Annotated in this window: 18 protein-coding genes; 10 read left to right on the forward strand and 8 right to left on the reverse strand. The window is 64.9% G+C overall.

Features of this window, described 5'->3' with window-relative positions; all coding sequences use genetic code 11:
- Positions 1–4: 4 nt before the first annotated feature.
- Positions 5–967: an alpha/beta hydrolase gene (locus tag AAFG50_RS19850; RefSeq protein WP_028171159.1), complete on the reverse strand. Its 963-nt coding sequence runs from the start codon at positions 965–967 to the stop codon at positions 5–7.
- Between the two features lie 106 nt (positions 968–1,073).
- Here AAFG50_RS19850 and AAFG50_RS19855 point away from each other — a divergent pair, with 106 nt between their 5' ends.
- The 3 genes from AAFG50_RS19855 (at position 1,074) to AAFG50_RS19865 (ending at position 4,365) form a co-directional block, all read left to right on the forward strand.
- Positions 1,074–1,751 (forward strand): nitroreductase, encoded by a 678-nt coding sequence (locus AAFG50_RS19855; protein WP_342714208.1) that lies wholly within the window; start codon positions 1,074–1,076, stop codon positions 1,749–1,751.
- A gap of 271 nt (positions 1,752–2,022) precedes the next feature.
- Positions 2,023–4,038 carry an FIST N-terminal domain-containing protein gene (locus tag AAFG50_RS19860; protein WP_028171161.1) on the forward strand — a complete coding sequence of 672 codons (2,016 nt, stop codon included), beginning with the start codon at positions 2,023–2,025 and terminating at the stop codon, positions 4,036–4,038.
- A 123-nt stretch (positions 4,039–4,161) separates the two neighbouring features.
- On the forward strand, positions 4,162–4,365 hold the full coding sequence (locus AAFG50_RS19865; protein ID WP_028171162.1) for a hypothetical protein: 204 nt from the start codon (positions 4,162–4,164) through the stop codon (positions 4,363–4,365).
- 59 nt (positions 4,366–4,424) lie between these two features.
- Here AAFG50_RS19865 and AAFG50_RS19870 read toward each other — a convergent pair whose 3' ends face one another.
- From AAFG50_RS19870 to AAFG50_RS19880, 3 genes are read right to left on the reverse strand one after another with little or no spacing between them, the layout of a single operon-like run.
- Positions 4,425–5,546 (reverse strand): HD domain-containing phosphohydrolase, encoded by a 1,122-nt coding sequence (locus tag AAFG50_RS19870; protein WP_028171163.1) that lies wholly within the window; start codon positions 5,544–5,546, stop codon positions 4,425–4,427.
- A gap of 49 nt (positions 5,547–5,595) precedes the next feature.
- On the reverse strand, positions 5,596–5,928 hold the full coding sequence (locus AAFG50_RS19875) for a PilZ domain-containing protein (RefSeq protein ID WP_028171164.1): 333 nt from the start codon (positions 5,926–5,928) through the stop codon (positions 5,596–5,598).
- Complete coding sequence (locus AAFG50_RS19880) at positions 5,925–7,046, reverse strand: DUF2336 domain-containing protein (RefSeq protein ID WP_028171165.1); 1,122 nt, start codon at positions 7,044–7,046, stop codon at positions 5,925–5,927. The genes AAFG50_RS19875 and AAFG50_RS19880 overlap by 4 nt, the downstream gene beginning before the upstream one ends.
- A 301-nt stretch (positions 7,047–7,347) precedes the next feature.
- Between AAFG50_RS19880 and AAFG50_RS19885 the strand changes: the two genes are divergently transcribed.
- Both AAFG50_RS19885 and AAFG50_RS19890 read left to right on the forward strand, forming a co-directional pair.
- Positions 7,348–8,295: a helix-turn-helix domain-containing protein gene (locus tag AAFG50_RS19885; protein ID WP_028171166.1), complete on the forward strand. Its 948-nt coding sequence runs from the start codon at positions 7,348–7,350 to the stop codon at positions 8,293–8,295.
- 50 nt (positions 8,296–8,345) lie between these two features.
- Entirely contained in the window at positions 8,346–8,936 is a 591-nt protein-coding gene (locus tag AAFG50_RS19890; protein ID WP_028171167.1) for an NAD(P)H-dependent oxidoreductase, read from the forward strand.
- Positions 8,937–8,955: 19 nt separating this feature from the next.
- Here AAFG50_RS19890 and AAFG50_RS19895 read toward each other — a convergent pair whose 3' ends face one another.
- Both AAFG50_RS19895 and AAFG50_RS19900 read right to left on the reverse strand, forming a co-directional pair.
- Positions 8,956–11,037, reverse strand: a complete 2,082-nt coding sequence (locus AAFG50_RS19895) for a HAMP domain-containing methyl-accepting chemotaxis protein (protein ID WP_028171168.1) — start codon at positions 11,035–11,037, stop codon at positions 8,956–8,958.
- Positions 11,038–11,133: 96 nt separating this feature from the next.
- Positions 11,134–11,574, reverse strand: coding sequence for a DUF1810 domain-containing protein (locus AAFG50_RS19900; protein ID WP_028171169.1), 441 nt, complete (start codon positions 11,572–11,574; stop codon positions 11,134–11,136).
- A 192-nt stretch (positions 11,575–11,766) separates the two neighbouring features.
- Between AAFG50_RS19900 and AAFG50_RS19905 the strand changes: the two genes are divergently transcribed.
- The 3 genes from AAFG50_RS19905 (at position 11,767) to AAFG50_RS19915 (ending at position 13,636) form a co-directional block, all read left to right on the forward strand.
- Positions 11,767–12,717 (forward strand): DUF2778 domain-containing protein, encoded by a 951-nt coding sequence (locus tag AAFG50_RS19905; RefSeq protein WP_028171170.1) that lies wholly within the window; start codon positions 11,767–11,769, stop codon positions 12,715–12,717.
- A gap of 66 nt (positions 12,718–12,783) precedes the next feature.
- Complete coding sequence (locus AAFG50_RS19910; RefSeq protein ID WP_028171171.1) at positions 12,784–13,041, forward strand: hypothetical protein; 258 nt, start codon at positions 12,784–12,786, stop codon at positions 13,039–13,041.
- Between the two features lie 91 nt (positions 13,042–13,132).
- Entirely contained in the window at positions 13,133–13,636 is a 504-nt protein-coding gene (locus AAFG50_RS19915) for an SMI1/KNR4 family protein (protein ID WP_028171172.1), read from the forward strand.
- A gap of 185 nt (positions 13,637–13,821) precedes the next feature.
- Here AAFG50_RS19915 and AAFG50_RS19920 read toward each other — a convergent pair whose 3' ends face one another.
- Entirely contained in the window at positions 13,822–15,678 is a 1,857-nt protein-coding gene (locus AAFG50_RS19920) for a tannase/feruloyl esterase family alpha/beta hydrolase (RefSeq protein ID WP_028171173.1), read from the reverse strand.
- Positions 15,675–15,932, reverse strand: coding sequence for a hypothetical protein (locus AAFG50_RS19925; RefSeq protein ID WP_028171174.1), 258 nt, complete (start codon positions 15,930–15,932; stop codon positions 15,675–15,677). Before AAFG50_RS19925 ends, AAFG50_RS19920 begins: the two co-directional genes overlap by 4 nt.
- A 244-nt stretch (positions 15,933–16,176) precedes the next feature.
- Between AAFG50_RS19925 and AAFG50_RS19930 the strand changes: the two genes are divergently transcribed.
- Together AAFG50_RS19930 and AAFG50_RS19935 are read left to right on the forward strand one after the other, a co-directional pair.
- Positions 16,177–16,731 (forward strand): MarR family transcriptional regulator, encoded by a 555-nt coding sequence (locus AAFG50_RS19930; protein WP_028171175.1) that lies wholly within the window; start codon positions 16,177–16,179, stop codon positions 16,729–16,731.
- A 102-nt stretch (positions 16,732–16,833) separates the two neighbouring features.
- Complete coding sequence (locus AAFG50_RS19935) at positions 16,834–17,925, forward strand: TRAP transporter substrate-binding protein (protein WP_028171176.1); 1,092 nt, start codon at positions 16,834–16,836, stop codon at positions 17,923–17,925.
- The last annotated feature ends 2 nt before the right edge of the window (positions 17,926–17,927 follow it).

Raw genomic sequence — 17,927 nt, forward strand, 5'->3', positions numbered from 1 at the left:
GTCCTCATATGCCGCGCGCGAGCAGCGCCTTGAAGTCGGCGCGCGCACGCTGCGCCTCGGCCCGCGCGACGTCCGAGGCGTCGCCGAGACCAAAATAGCCGTGGATCAAGCCTGGGCCCTCATGGTGCTTGACGCGCACGCCGGCGGCCTCCAGCGCCCGTGCATAGGCGGCACCCTCGTCGCGCAGGGGATCGAACGAGGCGGTGGCAACGATCGCGGGTGCGAGGCCGGCAAGCGAAGCCGCGCGCAGCGGCGAGACGCGCCAGTCGGCGCCGTGGCCGGGATCGGCGAGATAATGGCCGCAGAACCATTCCATCACGGCGCGGGAGAGGAAGTAGCCGTCGGCATTCTCGGCGCGCGAGGGAAAGCGCGCGTTCTCGCGCGCATCGGCATAGTGGCCTGCGACGTCGGTCACGGGATAAACCAGCAGCTGCGCGGCGAGCTTGATGCCGGCATCGCGGCAGGCAATCGCGGTGGCGGCTGCGAGATTGCCGCCGGCGCTGTCGCCGGCGACGCCGAGGCGCCTTGAGTCGCCGCCAAATTCCGCGACGCGGTTGAAGATGTCGCGCGCCGCGGCAAAGGCATCCTCGAAGGCGCCGGGAAAGCGCGTCTCCGGCGGGCGACGATAGTCGACGGAGACGACGACCGCGCCGGTCTCGATCGCAAGATTGCGCGCCTGCCGGTCATGGGTCTCGAGATCGCCCGCGACCCAGCCGCCGCCGTGAAAAAACACCACGGTCGGCGCGGGATCGGAGCCGATACGGTAGAGGCGCGCATCGAGCGGGCCAGCGCCGCCTTTCACCTTGATATCCTGCACCGTATCGACCCGTGGCGGCGGCACGGCCGCACGCGCGGCAGCCAGTGCGCGCAAGGAATCACGGGCGCTCTGTGGCGTCATCGTGGTCGGATCGCGCAGCGGCAGCAGCGGAATGATCTGGGCGATGACGGGATCGAGCGGTGCGGCCATTGCGGGTCCTTCCACGGCTGGGTTCTTGGTCTTGCTTGCGGGTTAGCATAGATTTTGCGCGCCGCATCGGCAACTGCCGGACGGGTCTGCGCCAGGGAGGTTGAGGTTGGAATTCGAAACGTTGGTTCAGTCGCGCCGCAGCGTGCGCGGTTTCAAGAACAAGCCGGTGGCACGCAGCGTGATCGAAGCGATCATCGAGAGCGCCAAGCGCGCGCCGTCGTCGATGAACACCCAGCCCTGGCACGTTCATGTGCTGACAGGCAGCCCGCTGGAAGAGCTGCGCCGCCGCAACATGGAAGAGATGGTCGGCGGCGCCAAGGTCAAGCGCGACATCATCAGCCATGGCGAGTACCAGGGCGTGCATCGCACCCGGCAGGTCGATATCGCCAAGAAGCTATTCGGCGCGATGGGGATCGCACGCGACGACAAGCCGATGCGACAGGACTGGGTGCTGCGCGGCTTCCGCCAGTTCGACGCGCCGGTCTCGCTGGTCTTGACCTATGACCGCGTGCTCGATCCCGGCGCGGTCTGCCATTTCGATCTCGGCGCGCTCTGCTACGGCATCGTGCTCGCAGCCTGGGACCGCGGGCTCGGTTCGGTGATCAACGGGCAGGGCATCATGCGCTCCGACATCGTGCGCGAGGTTGCGAAGATTCCGGAGGACGAGGTGATCATGACCTGCGTCGCGATGGGATATCCCGACGACGGCTTTGCCGCCAACGCGGTGCGCTCGGATCGCGTGGCGAACAGCGACTTCGTCCGCTTCGTCGGATTCGCCGAGTAGTGCACGCAGGCGTAGATGTGTCGGCGATACGGAATCGTGCCGATGTCCGTTGCAATGCCGCCGGCGCGAGGGCGCCGCGCGGATTTGATCTGGATCAAATGCATCGATGCGATCGGTATCATGAGCCCACGAAACGATGCGACGCCGTAATCCTACGGTGCGCATTCACAGCACAAACGCGCCTGCGCCGCGCGCTTCCTAACCGAATGGCAATTTCGAATCCGTAGTTCACTCCTTTGAGACGCGTCGCGCGTCGAACAAGGATATTGCCATGCTCTCGTTGTTTTCCCAGGCAAGTCACAAGCAGCCCGCGCCGTCGATCGTTGCGGAGGCACAGGAAGGGGCTCCGGCGGTTCGTGAGGCCTGCGCGATTCGGGTGCTGGAGAGCGACGACCGGCTGCAAAATATTTCCGAGGGCGACTTCGTCGTAGAGGGCGCGCGGTCGCCGCTGGTTCTCGCGTTCATCTCACCCCACTGCGACTTCGCGCGCGTTGCATCGTCGTTGCAGAGGCTGGCGGGGTCGACGCCGGTGATCGCGATGTCGACCGCGGGCGAGCTGTGCTCGGCGGGCCAGTCGCTCTACAAGCCGACGGGGTCGAACTGGTCGTCCGTCGTCGTGCAGGTTTTTCCGGCCGATCTGTTTCAGTCCGTCAGCATCCACAGCGTCCGCCTCCACAACGACGACATCCGCAAGGGAGAGCCGTCCAGGGCCCATGACGCGCGCATCGAAGCGATCACGCGCGAGGTCGCCGCGATCAGGACGCCCTTCGCGATCGACGTGCGCGATACGATCGCTTTCGCGCTCGTGGACGGCGTGTCGGCGTCGGAGAGCTACTTCATGGAGGCCGTGTACAGGAGCGGCAAGTTTCCGTGCGGTTTCGTCGGAGGATCCGCCGGCGGCAAGCTCGACTTCGAGCATACTCATCTCTACGACGGCAGGCAGGTGCTCGAGAACCATGCGCTGATCGTCTTCATGAAGCTGGCGCCGGGCCGCGCCTACGGTATCTTCAAGACGCAGAACTTCAAGAAGACCGGAAAATCCTTCGTCGTGATGGACGCCGATCCGGATCGTCGCACCGCCTCGGGCGTCATGGAAGGGAGCGAGATCAAGCCGTTCGCCTCCGTGGTGGCGAAGGCGCTGAACACGATTCCGGCGAACCTCATGTCGATGATGACGAAGCACTCCTTCGGCATCGAGGTCGGCGGAGACCTGTTCGTGCGCTCGGTCGCGGGCATCGATGCGGACAGCGGCGTCGTGTCGTTCTTCTGCGACGTCAATTCGGGCGACAGACTCGAGCTGCTGGAAGCCACCGATTTCGTGGACCAGACGCGGCGTGACCTCGAGGCCTTCCTGCGCGACAAGCCGCCGGCGATCGGCGCGATCCTCAACGACTGCATCCTGCGCCGCCTGAACAACGAGAGCCAGCTCCGCAACATGAGCGGCATGTGGCCGATGCCGGTCGCGGGTTTTTCCACCTTCGGGGAGCTGTTCGGGATCAACATCAATCAGACGCTGACCGCGATCGTGTTCTTCGACGTCAGGGAAAAGCCGCTGAACGATCCGTTCATCGAGACGTTCCCGATCCACTACGCGCATTTCGTCGAATATTTCACGCGCACCCATCTCAACCGCATGGTCATGCTGAACCGGATCAAGGACGACATCGTGCATCGTCTGACGGAATATCTCAGCGCCAGCGCCACGCTGAGCGGGAAGGTCGAGGGCGCGCTGCGCCAGACGGCTTCGATCAACGCGATCGTGGAGGAGATCCGCTCGGTCATCGTGGCGAGCGCACAATCGGCGGCGCGGGCGACCGACACGACGGCATTGTCGCAGGAGTTCGCCGGCCTCACTCAGGCCATGAACGGGCTGCGGGACATCCTGAAGATCATCGACACGATCGCGGGCCAGACCAACCTGCTGGCGCTCAACGCGACCATCGAATCGGCGCGCGCGGGCGAAGCGGGACGGGGCTTCTCGGTGGTGGCGACCGAGGTGAAGAAGCTCGCGCAGGACACTAAAACCAGCCTCACGCGTACCCACGCCTCGATCGGAGGCATGGAAACATCGCTCGAGTCGCTCGGAGCCAATATCAACGACACCCGGGGCCAGCTGATCCAGACCCAGGAAGGCTACAACAGCATCGTGACGCAGATCGAGGAGATGTTCAAGAATCTTCAGATGATCAACACCGTGCTATCGGACCTCGAGAGCTTCGTGCGCGACCGCAACGGGGCGTTGACCAGCGCCATGAGCGACATCGAGACGCTCAAGCGGATTGGGTAGGGCACAGAGCCTGCCGCTTCGCAAATTTCGGTGACGACCGTTCAGATCGCACTTGCATTCTCTTCGCGCCAGCAGGAACAATGTGCCTCGTGAGAGGTTTGTTGCTGGCGCGAGGGAATAGGCATGCGGCGGCTGGCTAGCCTGATTCTAAGGTTCTTCGGTCCGCGAGTGCGGCGCCCGATCGATGATGATCCAAGTCTTCCTTTCTCAGCCGACGAGTTCGGCCGATTGATCCGCAGCGGCAAACGAGAAGACATGAAGCTGCTGGCCGAGGGCCTCGCCTGCCGCTCCATCCCCCGCCGCGCCAAATACCGGGCGACGCACTAGCGTTCGGCAGCAATTGTCGGCTGCAATTATCGCATGGAGGCGCTCGCCGGTTTCCCGGGCTATCGCGTCAGCGCGACCCGCTTGAACGAGGCGACCAGCGCCTTCTCCAGCTTTCCAGTCATCCCACAGAGAATATTGTAGGCTTCCACGCGCGGCATCGTCGGCTTGTAGTGGCGATGCTCGATCAGCGCTGCGAAGATGTCCGAGATCGTGAGGATCCGCACGATATCGCCGATGCTCTCGGCGCAGAGCGCATCCGGATACCCGCTGCCGTCGAGATATTCGTGATGATGACGCACGGCATCGAGGATTTCAGGCGAAATCCCCTCGTGCCCTTTCAGAAACTCATAGCCCGCGGTCGGATGCGTTTCGATCAGAGCGCGCTCCTCGGCGTCGAGGCGGCCCGGCTTGTCGAGGATGGCGAGCGGGATCTGAGCCTTGCCGATGTCGTGGAACATGGCGGCCGAGTAGAGGCGTTCCAGATCGGCCCTGCCGACGCCGAGGCTGAGGCCGAAGTCGATGGCGACGCCGGTCACGAGCAGGCAGTGCTGATAGGTGCCCTCGTGGTGGCGCCGCACCGTCGTGAGCCATTCCGACAGGCCGTGCTGGGTGATACGATCGGCAATCTGGCGACCGGCTTTCCTGGTGCCGGCGACATCAAGCGGCTCGCCGAGCGTGACGGCCGTGAACATCGACGCGATGGCGGTTGCCGCGGCTGCTGCCGCATTGTCCAGCTGCGTTGTGCCGCTTGAGGAAGCAGACACAGGCTCGGCCGGATCAGCCAGCGCTGCCAGCAGCTTGATCCTGTTGATCGCCCCGGGGAGAACGAGCGTGGCGCCGAGCGCGTAGGCTTGCGATACAGTTGTGTGAGAGGAGTGCTCGACTAGGAAGATCCGCTTCGTGGCCTTCGCCAGCTTGGCAGCCCGCTTCTTGATAGCCGCGATGCTTTCGATGTCACGCAACTCGGCGCGGACGACGATTGCGAAGGGAACTTGCGACAGCTTGGGCGCGGCGTCGAGCCGTTCGCCGGCGACGGCAAATTGCCGCTCGAGCATCGAGCAGACGCCCCACAATTTGTCGGAGGAATCGGCCAGAACATGCACGAACGGGCGTATCGCATCCGGCTCTCGAATGCCGCCGTCGCCTTTGACGGGGCGGGATATGGTTCGCGCGTTCTGCACGTTGCACCTGTTTCTACCGGGAGTTCAAAGAAATCGATGATCCCTGGGCCTATTTGCTTTGAACGGAAGTCTGCGCGGCGGCCGCCGGTGCGCTGGCCGGTTTTTTCTTGCCGTCTGAGGTGATGAAGTGCACGCCGGCCATGGTGCCGTCGATCCAGACCAGCTCGCAGCGACGGTAGGCTAGTCCCGTCGACGACAGCAGCATGAAGAATTCCTTGGCCTGAAGAACGTCCAGCGTGCCCTCGACCTCGAGCTTGGCGCCCGTTTGCGAGACGTCGAGCAGGACGCAACTGCGTCGCCAGGTGCCGTCCGAACCCATCAGGTTGACAGGCTGCTTGTGATCCATCCGTACGCGAAGCGCCTTGCGACCGTCGAACCTCATCGGCTAACCCCCGTTTTTGTACAGCGATTTCTCCCATCGCTGGTGTTGGCACCTGCCGCGATTTCCCCCCACCGCACCGTCCATTGGCTGGTCGACAAGAGGAGCGTTTCGAAGATCTGCTGCGCGCGTTCGCGCTCGGCAAAGGAGAGACGTGCACCGCCTCGGTTGCTCAGGATCGCGAGCGTGGTCGCCCAGTTCAGGCGCGAAGCGCGGCAGGCCATGACAAGGGCCTCGCAGTCGTCATCGATCATGACATGCTCAACGATCTCGATCGGGGCTCCCGAGAGCACGGAGAGCGCCGTGAACAGGTTGGCGGTCTCGCCGCGGATCGCAAAGCGGTTCACTGTCGAATCGTTGAGCTTGCCGACCCGGTTGAGGGCGACGATTTCCGGCCTTGCGCTCGCATAGTCGGCCGAGCAAGGCCGCTTTGGAGCAATGAGGGCGGCCGCGACGCCCGGTGCGGCGCCCTGTCCCGGTGCGGCAAAGGCGCTGGGCTTGGCCAAGGCCTTGCCTGGCGAGATGGAGAGCAGCCTGCGCACGACCAGATCTGGTGTACCGGGCCGCAGCGCCAGCGCCTTCGTGATCGCGTCATCCGCCGAGCCATTCTCGACGAGTGCAGTATAGGCCGCGTCGGAGAACCGGGCTCCCGGGTTCCTTAGCAGCGCAAGGCAGACCGTGCGGCCGCCGCGTATGACCAGCACCTCGGCTACAGCCGCTTCGACGCGCGCGCGAGACGCGATTGCAAGTCGATGGCTTTCGCCGCAGGACGTTGCGACCGTCTCGAGGTCAGCGGCGGACAGCGCCTGCGATTTGAGCAGGATCGGACATGCGACGGCGGAGTCCTCGTGCGAGGCGAGGTGCCTCAATGTCTCTTGCGGCGCAACAGGCAACTCGGCGAGCGCTCGGCTGAGCTGAATCAGCGAATCCGGAGCGACCCGGTTTGCCAGTCGGAGGAGGACACCGTCGACGACGTTGACGAGCAGCTCCTGAGGCCGGTCGCGGCTGGTTGTGAGCAGATGGACAATGCCTGACAGGATACGCCCGCAGCGCTCTGGCGAGCAGGCCGCGATCGCCTCTTCCAACTCCAAAAGAATATCTGCAGGCGAATTTGCCATCACGGCAGGGCCTGAATCTCAAAAAAAACGAATGAACGAGTTCTATTGCGCCTTAAAGTTGTTAATTTGGATTTTAGACTTTGACCCTTCAGGTATCAGCGCACCGCCCGCTTTACCGGAAACGCTATCGAAATTTGGCAGGACGCCAACCGTCAACTTGTCCTTTGAATTGGACCCTCGCCAACTGATCGAGACAGACTAGGATGATTTTTTCGGTCTAACGGGGCAACCGAAAGGGGGGAATTCAGGTCCGCGCTTTCACCCCGGACACGCGTATTTTTCCTGACGCGGTTTTCATTTTGCCATGACCAGCGATGATGATGCGCCAACACTGGCGCCAAAGATATTTCGCTTTTCCGACGTCGATGAGTTTCGCAACGCGATCCGCGGTCTGAACTTCGAGTTCACACCGTTTGTGCGAAGGATCGCGGCTGAGCAGATCATCCTGCAATTGCCAGGCTGCGACGTGAACGTGACGCGCGCTTTTCCGCGGGTTGTGGACGCTGAACTCATCGCGGATTGCACGGCGGTTGGTTTTGCGATGGACGACCTCGACGTTCCCATTCGCTTCAACGGTGCGCAACGCGACCGCGCGGTCGTCGTCATCGGCAGCGGCGGCGCGGCCTACAACACCATCGAGGAAGTGCAGCGGCAAATCGCCTCGGTCGTCTTCCGACCAGAGGTCAAGAACCGCGGCTGGCCCGAGACGCGTTCCAATTTCAAGATCTTTGAGGCCAGCACATTGGCGTTGAATGGGTTGCGGAACGTGGTCAGGGAGGTGGTGGCCGCCGCGTCCGAGCCCATCGATCCCACCGAGGCGCCGCTGAAGGCGGCGGCGATGAAGGAGTCCCTGTTCGGCGCGGTCGACGCCGTCTTCGCCAACTTGGTTTCGGCGCGATGGACGGTGAGGCCGAACGACGAGCGGCAGTTCAAGATCTTTCAGGACATCCGCGCGCTGTTGTCCGGCGATCTCGCCCAGCCCATCTACAGCGAGGAGATCGCGCGCGAGCTCGGCCTTTCCGTCCGCACCTTGCATGATGTCGTCCGCCGCTATCGCGGCATGAGCCTGCACCGTTACCTGCGCCTGCGGCGGCTGTGGTTGGTCCGCCTGCGGCTATTGGCGGGCGCCGATAGCGTCAAGGCCGTCGCGCTGGCCTTCGGCTTCTGGCATCTCAGCGATTTCTCCAGAAGCTATCGCGACCGGTTCGGCGAGGCGCCGTCGGAGACGCTGGAGCGCGGACGCAGGCGCTAGCACGACAAATGGGTTGGGGCCGGACTCCGGTTTTGTGCTAGCCTTCAGCCATGAGCAATCGCATCCTCGTCCTCTACGGTTCCTACCGTTCCGACCGCATGGGCATCCGCCTTGCGAATTTTGTCATCAATCGCCTGCGCGAGCGCGGCGAGGATGTCGAGTTCATCGACGCCAAGGCGATCGGCCTGCCGATGCTCGACCGCATGTACAAGGAATATCCCAAGGGCGCAGCGCCCGAGGCGCTGGAGAAGCTGGCCGGGCAGATCCGCGACGCGGACGGTTTTGTCTTCGTCACCGGCGAATACAATTGGGGCATTCAGCCCGGATTGAAGAATCTGACCGACCATTTCCTCGAAGAATGGTTCTGGCGTCCGGCCGCGATCGTCAGCTACTCCGCCGGCCGCCTGTCCGGCGCGCGCGCCTCGACCGCCTGGCACGGCACGCTGTCGGAAATGGGCATGGTGGTGGTGTCGAGCACCATCGGCGTCGGCCCGATCGCGCAGACGCTGTCGGCGGATTCCGAGCCGATCGGCGAGGGCGGCAAGGCGCTGGAGCGTTCGTTCCCGCGCTTTGCCGACGACCTCGCCTGGTGGATCGAGGCGGCCAAGGCGCAGCGGGCGCGCAAGGCGCCGCCTTATTGAGCTTGAGCGAGCGGCAGCGTCAGGCGGCCCTGACCTCGCCGAGGAAGCGGTCGAACTGTCCGGCGAGATCGCGCGACTGCGTCGAGAGCTGCTCGGCCGCGCCCAGCACTTCGCGTGCGGCAGCTCCCGTGTCGTCGGCGGCGCGCTGCACGCCTGAGATGTTGGTGTTCACTTCCTGGGTGCCGCGGGCGGCTTCCTGCACGCTGCGGGCGATCTCCTTGGTCGCCGAACCCTGTTCCTCGATCGCCGCGGCAATCGCGGTGCCGATCTGGTCGATCTCGGCGATGACGTCGGCGACGTTGCGGATCGCGGCGACGGTCTCGTCGCTCGCAGACTGGATCGCCGTGATCTGCTCGGAGATTTCGGTCGTGGCCTTGGCGGTCTGGCCGGCCAGCGACTTCACTTCGGATGCGACCACGGCAAAGCCGCGGCCGGCGTCGCCGGCGCGGGCGGCCTCGATGGTCGCGTTCAGCGCCAGCAGATTGGTCTGCTCGGCGATGCTCTGGATCAGGGTGACGACGTCGCCGATCTTCTGCGCGCCCTCGGCGAGCGTACGTGCCGTGTCGCCGGTGCGGCGGGCGTTGTCGACGGCGCGGGCCGCGATCTCGGTGCTTTGTGCGACCTGACGGCCGATCTCGGAGATCGAGGAGGTCAACTCCTCGGTCGCGCTGGCGACCGTCTGGACGTTGCTGGAGGTCTGCTCGGAGGCCGCGGCGACGACCGCGGCCTGGCTGTTGGTCTGGGCCGCGGTCGAGGTCATCGACTGCGCCGTGCTTTCCATGGTGGAGGAGGCTTTCGAAAGTCCGCCGACGAGCTCGGTGACCTTGGCTTCGAACGCGCGGGTGAGCTCGTCGAGCGCCTGCGCGCGGCGCATCTTGCCGTCGTTCTCGGCCTGCTTCTCGGCGGCGAGCCGGTCGGCCCGGATCATGTTGTCCTTGAACACCTGCACGGCCGCGGCCATCGCCCCGATCTCGTCGGAGCGCTCGGCGCCGGGGATCTCCTCGGCAACGTTGCCTTCGGCAAGCCGCGACATCCGCGTGGTCAGGCCGACGATGGGCGCGCAGACGCGGCGGCGCACCGTCACGACGAGGCCGATGCTGGCGATCAGCACGGCGACAAGGCCGAGGAGCGCGACGGTGAAGCTGGTGCGTGCAGCCGAGGAGGCGCCCGCCAGGATCTGCTCCGCATTGTCGTAAAGCGCGTCGCGGACCTCGATGATGGTGCCGAGGCCGCGCTGCGTCGCGGCGTAATAGGTGTCCATGTCGTGTTCGTACTTGCCGCTGATCGCACCGTCCTTCACCAGCTTGAGCTCGCGGCCGAACTCCTCGATATAGACCGCGTTGAACTTCTCCAGCGCAGCGGCGACGTTCGCCGGCGTTGCCGGATTGCCGCGCAATTCCAGCAACGCCATCACGATCTGGTCGTTGCGGCCCTGCGAGCGGCTGATCTCGGCCTTCTCGGTGTCCGTCGCCGGTTTCTTGCCCCCGACGAGGTTCTTGTGCAGGCTGGAGTTGAAGCCGCCGACGTCGCGCAGCGTCATCGCGATGTTGGCATAGCTCGCCTGCCGGTAGGCGTCGCCGTTGAGGATCGCCATGCGGCGGACCTGCTCGTTGAGCAGCGCGGTCACGGCGCCGTTGAGCACGGCGTTGTCGGCGACGATCTTCTTGGCGGCGTCCTTGCGCGCGTCCGCCGGTCCCGCGAGCGCCTTGTCGATGGCCTCGCGCAGCGCGGTGAATTTCGAATTGATGCCGTCGATGTTGTTGCCAGTGGTGGCGCCGTCGTCGAACGGGCCGGGAAGGTCCTTGCGCAACGCGTTCATCCGGTCGCGGGCGCCGTCGGTCTGCTTGCGCAGCTTGTCCTGCTCGGCGAGCAGCGCCGGGTCCACCGTCGCCGGTCCATAGAGGATGTTGGTCGAAAAGCCGCGCTCGGGGTTGAGATAGCGCGGGATGTCGCCGACGGCGCGGACGATCGCGAGCCGCCCCTGTGCTTCGGTGATCCGCTCCATCGTCTGATATTTCGTCACGGCGACGTAGACGGCGAGGCCGCCGCCGACGGTCGAGAGCGAGACGATGGCGGTGGTCAGGAGCGTTCCGATTTTCATGTTCTGTCCGGCAATTGGCGCGGGGAGAATTATTTTCCACGGACGATAGGTCGCCCGTGTTAATCCCGGGTTTACGCTGCTTGCCGCCGCGCGAGCTCAGCTGGACGGCTGATCGAGCTTTGCGAGGATCTCCAGCGTCGCGCCGTCGCGCTCGCCGGCGAAGTACCGGGCAAGCGCTTCATTGAAAATGGGATCATCGGACACCGCGCCGAACAGCGTCATCGAGGAGCGGAATTTGGCGTCGTCAGGCGCGCCGAGGATCGCGTTGATGGTCCGCCCCTGAACGGCGAGCACGAGCCTGGTGCACGCGATCAGGCGCGGGCCAAGGACAGGGTGGGCGAGATAGGCCTCGGCCTCCGCGCGCGAGCCGATGGCGTAGCGCTGCGCCATGGCGCTGAAGCCGAGGCCGGCGACCTGCGGGAAAATGAACCACATCCAGTGGCTCTGCTTCCGGCCCCGGGACAGCTCCCCGGTCACGGTGGGATAGACCGGGTTTTGGGCCTGGACGAACCGGTCTAGATCGAAAGGAGCGGTCATTGGATACCTTGGGGGTGCCTTGACGGCCGTGATTATGCCTAACTTTTGGCTCCCAATGTGGTAGCTGGTATAGAGAGTCTCCGGGTGGGGGTGGGTCTCCCCGGGGGTCGATTTGGGGATCTGATGGTTTCCGACACCGCAAGAGCCGAGAGGCTGTTGTCGCGCCGCCGTATCGGGCGGGCCGAGACGATTCTGCTGTCTCTGGCCGCTGTTGCGCTGTCGCTCGGTGCCGCCGCCTGGGTCGCCGATATGGGCGATTCGACCCCGCTGGTTTCCGCCGCGCTACCGCCGGCCAATGCCCCTTCCTTCGAGGACCGTTTTGCTTCGGCATCTGGCAGCGCGCCCGCCCGCGAGCTCGGCCTGCGGACGCTGGAGCGCTCTGCCCTGAATGCGGTCCAGCTCAAGCTGCGCGATGCCAAGGCGATGCTGGCCCAGAAACTCCAGGGCGACGACTGGCGCTCGACCCTGACCGAAGATGACCGGACGGCGGTTGACGAGAGGCGGCCCTCGGAGCGTGCCGACGCGGTCCCGATGCCGCGTTCGCGGCCGGTGCAGGCGGACTTCTCGGCCCAGATCGCGTCCAGCCAGGCCTATGCCGACACCACCCCCAGGGTCGACAACCGCAACTTCTTCGAAAAATTCACCGACAAGATCAAGCTGGCCTCGCTGACCCCCGGCGATGGCCTGTTCAGCAAGGCGCCGGATCTCGCCGCCCTCGGCTATGATTCGCGCACGGCGGTCTACGACATCTCGGCCAAGGCGCTTTACCTGCCGAGCGGCCTCGCGCTGGAAGCGCATTCGGGCATGGGCGCGCTGATGGACGACCCCCAGCATGTGGACCAGCGCATGGTGGGCGCGACCCCGCCGGCGACCTACGATCTGAAGCCGCGCGAAAAGCTGTTCCACGGCATCCGCGCGCTGCGCTTGACGCCCGCCGAGGGCACCAGCGCGCTCGGCCGCGTCGGCCTTCTCACCCACAGCTACATGCTCGGGCCGCGCGGCGATTCCAACGGCTGCGTCTCGATCAAGGACTATGAGCGCTTCCTCAAGGCCTACGACAACGGCGAGTTCAACCGCCTGGTCGTGGTGCCGAGCCTGAGAGGATCGGCGACCGCGTCACAGCGCGGCAGCACCGACTCCTGATATTTGCCTGCCGCGGCGGGGCTGCCGTTTCCCCTTCGTTAAGCCGTCCTTGTCCAGAAGCAGCCCATGAGTGATCCCCAGAATTCCGAGACCCCGCTGCGTACGACGTTCAAGATCAAGCTGAACGGTGACACGCTGGCGATCGCGACCGTCGGCCAGGCCTATCAATTCCTCACCAACTTCAAGTCGGTCGAGTGGATGGAATTCCGCACGCTGCACGAGGAAGCCATCTCGGCCCTGGAAGGCGCCGCCGGCAACGCCATGCTCGCGGTGCAGGCGACCAACGCCGTGCGCGCGCTGTTCGTCAGCGCGAAGCTGCTCTGAGACAGCCGTTACTCCCCTCCAATCGTCGAACCCGCTCCCGAATGCCTGCGACGAAGGCGTGGCGCGCTTCTGCGCCGAGGAACGGGATCGCATGAATATCGCAGACTTCATTGCCGGCGTTGATCGCGCCCGCGCGGAGCAACCGACGCTCGCAGCGCTCGAGGCATTCGAAAAATCCATCGGCTGCCGCTTGCCGGACGAGTATCGCCAGTTCCTGATGGTCTGCGCCGGCGGCTATTTCCAGGGCTCTGCCGAGTTCAACTGGCCGCAAGGGCACTGGGCCGGCGCGGTCCAGGAGGTGCTGGGATTGCGGCGCGATGAATGCTCGCTGGTCCAGACGCGTCAGACTCCGCAATGGCCGACCGTCGATGAACTCCTCTGGATCATGAGCGACCACGGCGGCAACCCGATCTGCATGACGATCGACAAGGCGCATTTCGGCAAGATCTGGTTCATCGATCACGAGATCGCCGAATACGAGAAGCCCTGGACGCTTGCCGAGGCGATGTCGAACGAATGGGGCTACGTGCTGCCGCTCGCACCGACATTCGGCGATTTCGTCGCCGGAATGTATGAGCAGGCTGAGGCCTCGTGAGAATCTGCTCGTGTCCCGGACAAGCCGCAACGCTTACAGCGCTGCGGCGCAGAGCCGGGACCCAGATGGCCACTCGGCATGGCGGATGGATGGGCCCCGGCTCAGCAGCGCATCGCGCTCGACGATGCTTCGCATCGCGAGGGAGACGCTGCGCTGCGTCCGGGGCACGAGAGGAAGCAGGACGATCAGGGCCTGCCGTCGCCATGCCCATCGTCGTCATCATGGAAGTCGTGGTCGCCGCCCGGCCTGAAGCCGGGGTCGATGCAGGCGAAATTGCCGGCATCGTTGGTCATGCCGCTGCCCTTGTAGGCTGCAATCTTCGGATAGACGCATAGCGGCCTCGTGCCGCTGGCCGGGAAGTTCATGGCAATGCGCGGATCAAAAAGTCCGCCGGTCGGGTAGGGCGAGGTGGCGTTGGTATTGGTCGCGACAATGCGTTCAGGCGCGATGCCTTTCTCGACCCAGTCGGTGATGGCCTTGACCTCGTTCTGCGCGAAGCTCGCGGTGGCCGCACCGCCGCCGCAATGGGCCATGTTCGGCACCATGAACAGCCGCGCGAAGTCGGTCGCGCGCCCGTTCATGCGCCTGTCCATGTTGCGATACCAGCGGGCGATGGCAGCGCCGGAGAAAATGCCGTCATTGACGGAGGAGGAGACGATCAGCTTGCCGCCGCGCGCCCTGAACGGCCGCAGGTCGGTCGAGACCGCGGCCATGAAGTCCATGCTGCTTTCAGGATAGGCTTGCGTCTTCGCGAAGATCTTCGGCGCGTCGGTGTCGAAGTTGAAGCGGAACACGAAGGCTTCCTGGCCGTTCGGCCCGTTGACGGGCGTGACGACGGGCGGGGTCTGGAAGATCATCGGGATCGCGCCCGCGCCGAGCGTCAGGTTGATCGCGGTGTTGACGTTCGGCACCGGCGCGGTGACGACGTTCCATAGTTGCCAGCCCGCGCCGGGCGCGGTGGGCGGCGTCCAGATGCCGGCATCCCAGAACCAGTTCGAATAGAGCCGTTGGCCGCGGGAATTGACCGGCCCGGCATAGATCTTCTTCAGCGCGTCCACCTGCGCGCCCGTCAGGCACGTGCCGCCATGCGGCGTGCTGCCGTGCGAGCCGGTGCCGCAGGTGTAGCTGGCGAGCGCCGGATACACCTTCTTCGCCGTGCAGGCGTGATAATTGTCGACGATGCCGTCGACCAGCCCGTCGAGCGCGTCGCAGGCGCTCAGGATCGCGGCCGAGGCCACCTGGAGATCCTGCACTGGAAACGTGTCGGGAATGAAGGGCTGTCCGTTGACGTCCTTGCTGGTGGCGAGCGTGCCCAGCACCTGCTCGTTCCAGGCTTCCGCAAGGGCCGCCTGTGGCAGGTTGAAGCCGGGATTTTGCGAGATCACACCGTCGAACAGCCAGGGGAAGCGCTGCGACGCCATCATGGCGTCACGTCCGCCGTTCGAGCAGCCCGTGATGTAGGAATAGACGGTGTCGAGGCCGTAGTAATAGGAGATGATCTGCTTCGAGATCGTCGCGGTCTTTTCGATGCCGTTGTAGCCGTAGTCCCTGCGCGCCTGGGCGTCGATCGCGAAATGCGCGGAGCCACCGGCATTGGCATCGTCGTCCTGATGTCCGCCGACCGGATTGCTGGCGTTGTCTTCATGCCCGCCGTCGTCGGCGGCCACGGCCCAGCCCTGACCGAGCTCGACGCCGGCGGCGCCCTGCGGATCGGCCTGGAGGCTGCCGTCGGTGCCGCCGCCGCCCATCATCTCGAAACGGCCATGCCAGGTATCGGGCAGGTTGAGCGCGAAGCCGATCCCGTAAGTGAAATGATCGGGGTCCTGCGTCGAGACGCGCTTGTTGATGATGCCGATCACGTTGCAGTAGCCCGCCTTCTGGGTCGCGCTCAGGATCTGCGTGTTCGGCAGCGTGAGGCCGGTGAGGGCCGTGCAGGACGCGCGCGGGGCAACACCACTCGGCGGCAGGCCGTGGGCCATTGCCTGCGGGCCGAAAGCCGTCCAACCGGCAACAATGGTCGAGGCGAGAAGTAACCGTTTCATGTCATGCCCTCCAGCTTGATGATTGTCGAAAGCAGCGGTCGTCCACGCGACATCGTGCGGCGCCGGCCGTTGCGGCAGGCGTCGTCAAGGCTGCAAGCGATGTCGCTGTCGGTCGGGACGTCCTGGTCGTCGGGAGGCCGGGGAGCTTCGCGATGCGGATCGCAGCGCGCGGAACGCAATGCGCCGACGGCCGCAATCGTGTCGCCGCGATGCGCGATGGCATGCGGATCGTCGCCGTTCCCTGATGCAGGCACCGACGTTAGCTCCCCTGAAGCCTGCTCGTGCGACGGCAGGTTTTCCCGATCCTTAGGCAAGCGATGTTGCCGTGTCAACATGACGCAACACGCGAGTCCGCGGTGCAACCTGTCGTAGAAGCTGCATCGGCAAGGCGCGACGCCGCGCGGCTTCTCGATCCCGGTCCGCTGCGATAGACTTGGCGTTCGAATCCCGGACCACCGGGCGGATGCCGCCGCGCCGGCTTGTGAAAGATGGTCGTCGATGGAGCCGGAGAAGGCTGGCGTCAGGAAGCGATCCCCGAAGGGAGCGTCGCGCAGGGCGCAGGTTGCAAAGCCGGCGCGATCCGCCTCGCGTGCCGCGCCGGCCGGAAAGCCCGCCCGGCCAAAGCTGCTTGCCTCGGACGATCTGTCCCGTTCACTCGGCTATCGCATCCGGCGGGCCCAGCTCTGGGTGTTCAGGGATGTCAGCCGGCGGCTGGCCGCCTTCGACATCAGTCCGGCGCAGTTCTCCGTGTTGTCGGTGATCGAAGCCAATCCCGGCGTCAATCAGCTTGCCATCGCGCAATCCTTGTCGATCGAGCGGGCGGGGCTCGGGCGGCTGGTGGATCATCTGGAGCGGCGCGGGCTGGTGCAGCGTTCGGCCTCCGCCGTCAACCGCCGCTACTACGTGCTGTATGTGACCCAGACCGGCGCCGCGCTCCTCGGCCGCTTGCGGCCGTCGATCGCCGAAAGCGAGAAGACCCTCGCCGCCAAGATCGGGCCGCGCGCGTACAAGGAATTGCAGCGAGCGCTGTCGATCTTCCTCCAGGACACTTGATCCGGAACACCTTGAACTCGGCGACGGGAACGGGCAAACGGTCTGCGAAGACCGTGGCCCAGGCCATCCATTTGAAGCCTTGCTTTAGGGAGAGACCCCATCATGAAACGCCGTACATTCCTCAAGGGTGGCGCGGTCGCCGGCGCGACGACGCTGGTTGCTGCACCCGCGATTGCGCAAGGCGCGCCCGAGATCAAATGGCGCCTGACCTCGAGCTTCCCGAAATCGCTCGACACGATCTACGGCACGGCGCAGACCTTCGCGAAATACGTCGCTGACGCCACCGACAACAAATTCCAGATCCAGACCTTTGCGGCCGGCGAGCTCGTCCCCGGTTTGCAGGCGCTCGACGCCGTCAGCGCGGCCTCCGTCGAGATGGCGCAGACGCCGCTCTACTTCTACATCGGCAAGGAGCCGGCGCTGGCCTATGCCACCGGCGCGCCGTTCGGCATGAACCATCGCCATCAGGAGTCCTGGTGGTATTTCGGCGGCGGCGCCGATCTCGCCAACGAGGCGCTGAAGCCGTTCAAGGCGCATGCGATCCTCTGCGGCAACTCCGGCACCCAGATGGGCGGCTGGTTCCGCAAGGAGATCAAGACCGTCGACGATCTCAAGGGCCTCAAATTCCGCATCGCCGGCATGGGCGGCCATGTGCTGGCGCGCCTCGGCATCGTGCCGCAGCAGCTCGCCGGCGGCGACGTCTATTCGGCCCTGGAGAAGGGCTCGATCGACGCCGCCGAATTCGTCGGTCCCTATGACGACGAGAAGCTCGGCTTCCAGAAGGTGGCCAAATACTACTACTTCCCCGGCTGGTGGGAAGGCGGCGCCATGCTGCACATGATCGTCAACGACGAGAAGTGGGCTTCGCTGCCCAAACACTACCAGGCCATCGTCAACCAGGCGGCCTCTGCGGCCGGCGCCTGGATGCTCGAGAAGTACGACAGCGTGAACCCGGCGGCGCTGAAGCGGCTGATCGCCAACGGCGCCGAGCTGAAGGCGTTCCCGCAGCCGGTGCTGGAGGCTTGCTACAACGCGACCCAGGAGCACCTGAACGAGCTCGCGGCCAAGAGCGACCTGTTCAAGCGGACCAAGGAGAGCCACGACGCGTATATGAAGGAGCTGCTGTTCTACACGCAGATCGCGGAAAACTTCTACGACAACTATTTGCTCAGCAAGATGCGCAACAAGACCTGATT

This window comes from Bradyrhizobium sp. B039 (assembly GCF_038965675.1).
Taxonomy (GTDB): Bacteria; Pseudomonadota; Alphaproteobacteria; order Rhizobiales; family Xanthobacteraceae; genus Bradyrhizobium; species Bradyrhizobium diazoefficiens.

Bases quoted from the DNA above. Each gene is read 5' to 3' on its own strand.
- AAFG50_RS19865 (WP_028171162.1), top strand. From the start codon at position 4,162: ATGCGGCGGCTGGCTAGCCTGATTCTAAGGTTCTTCGGTCCGCGAGTG.
- AAFG50_RS19885 (WP_028171166.1), top strand. From the start codon at position 7,348: ATGACCAGCGATGATGATGCGCCAACACTGGCGCCAAAGATATTTCGC.
- AAFG50_RS19860 (WP_028171161.1), top strand. From the start codon at position 2,023: ATGCTCTCGTTGTTTTCCCAGGCAAGTCACAAGCAGCCCGCGCCGTCG.
- AAFG50_RS19930 (WP_028171175.1), top strand. From the start codon at position 16,177: ATGGAGCCGGAGAAGGCTGGCGTCAGGAAGCGATCCCCGAAGGGAGCG.
- AAFG50_RS19935 (WP_028171176.1), top strand. From the start codon at position 16,834: ATGAAACGCCGTACATTCCTCAAGGGTGGCGCGGTCGCCGGCGCGACG.
- AAFG50_RS19915 (WP_028171172.1), top strand. From the start codon at position 13,133: ATGAATATCGCAGACTTCATTGCCGGCGTTGATCGCGCCCGCGCGGAG.
- AAFG50_RS19920 (WP_028171173.1), bottom strand. From the start codon at position 15,678: ATGAAACGGTTACTTCTCGCCTCGACCATTGTTGCCGGTTGGACGGCT.
- AAFG50_RS19895 (WP_028171168.1), bottom strand. From the start codon at position 11,037: ATGAAAATCGGAACGCTCCTGACCACCGCCATCGTCTCGCTCTCGACC.
- AAFG50_RS19875 (WP_028171164.1), bottom strand. From the start codon at position 5,928: ATGAGGTTCGACGGTCGCAAGGCGCTTCGCGTACGGATGGATCACAAG.
- AAFG50_RS19850 (WP_028171159.1), bottom strand. From the start codon at position 967: ATGGCCGCACCGCTCGATCCCGTCATCGCCCAGATCATTCCGCTGCTG.
- AAFG50_RS19900 (WP_028171169.1), bottom strand. From the start codon at position 11,574: ATGACCGCTCCTTTCGATCTAGACCGGTTCGTCCAGGCCCAAAACCCG.
- AAFG50_RS19890 (WP_028171167.1), top strand. From the start codon at position 8,346: ATGAGCAATCGCATCCTCGTCCTCTACGGTTCCTACCGTTCCGACCGC.
- AAFG50_RS19910 (WP_028171171.1), top strand. From the start codon at position 12,784: ATGAGTGATCCCCAGAATTCCGAGACCCCGCTGCGTACGACGTTCAAG.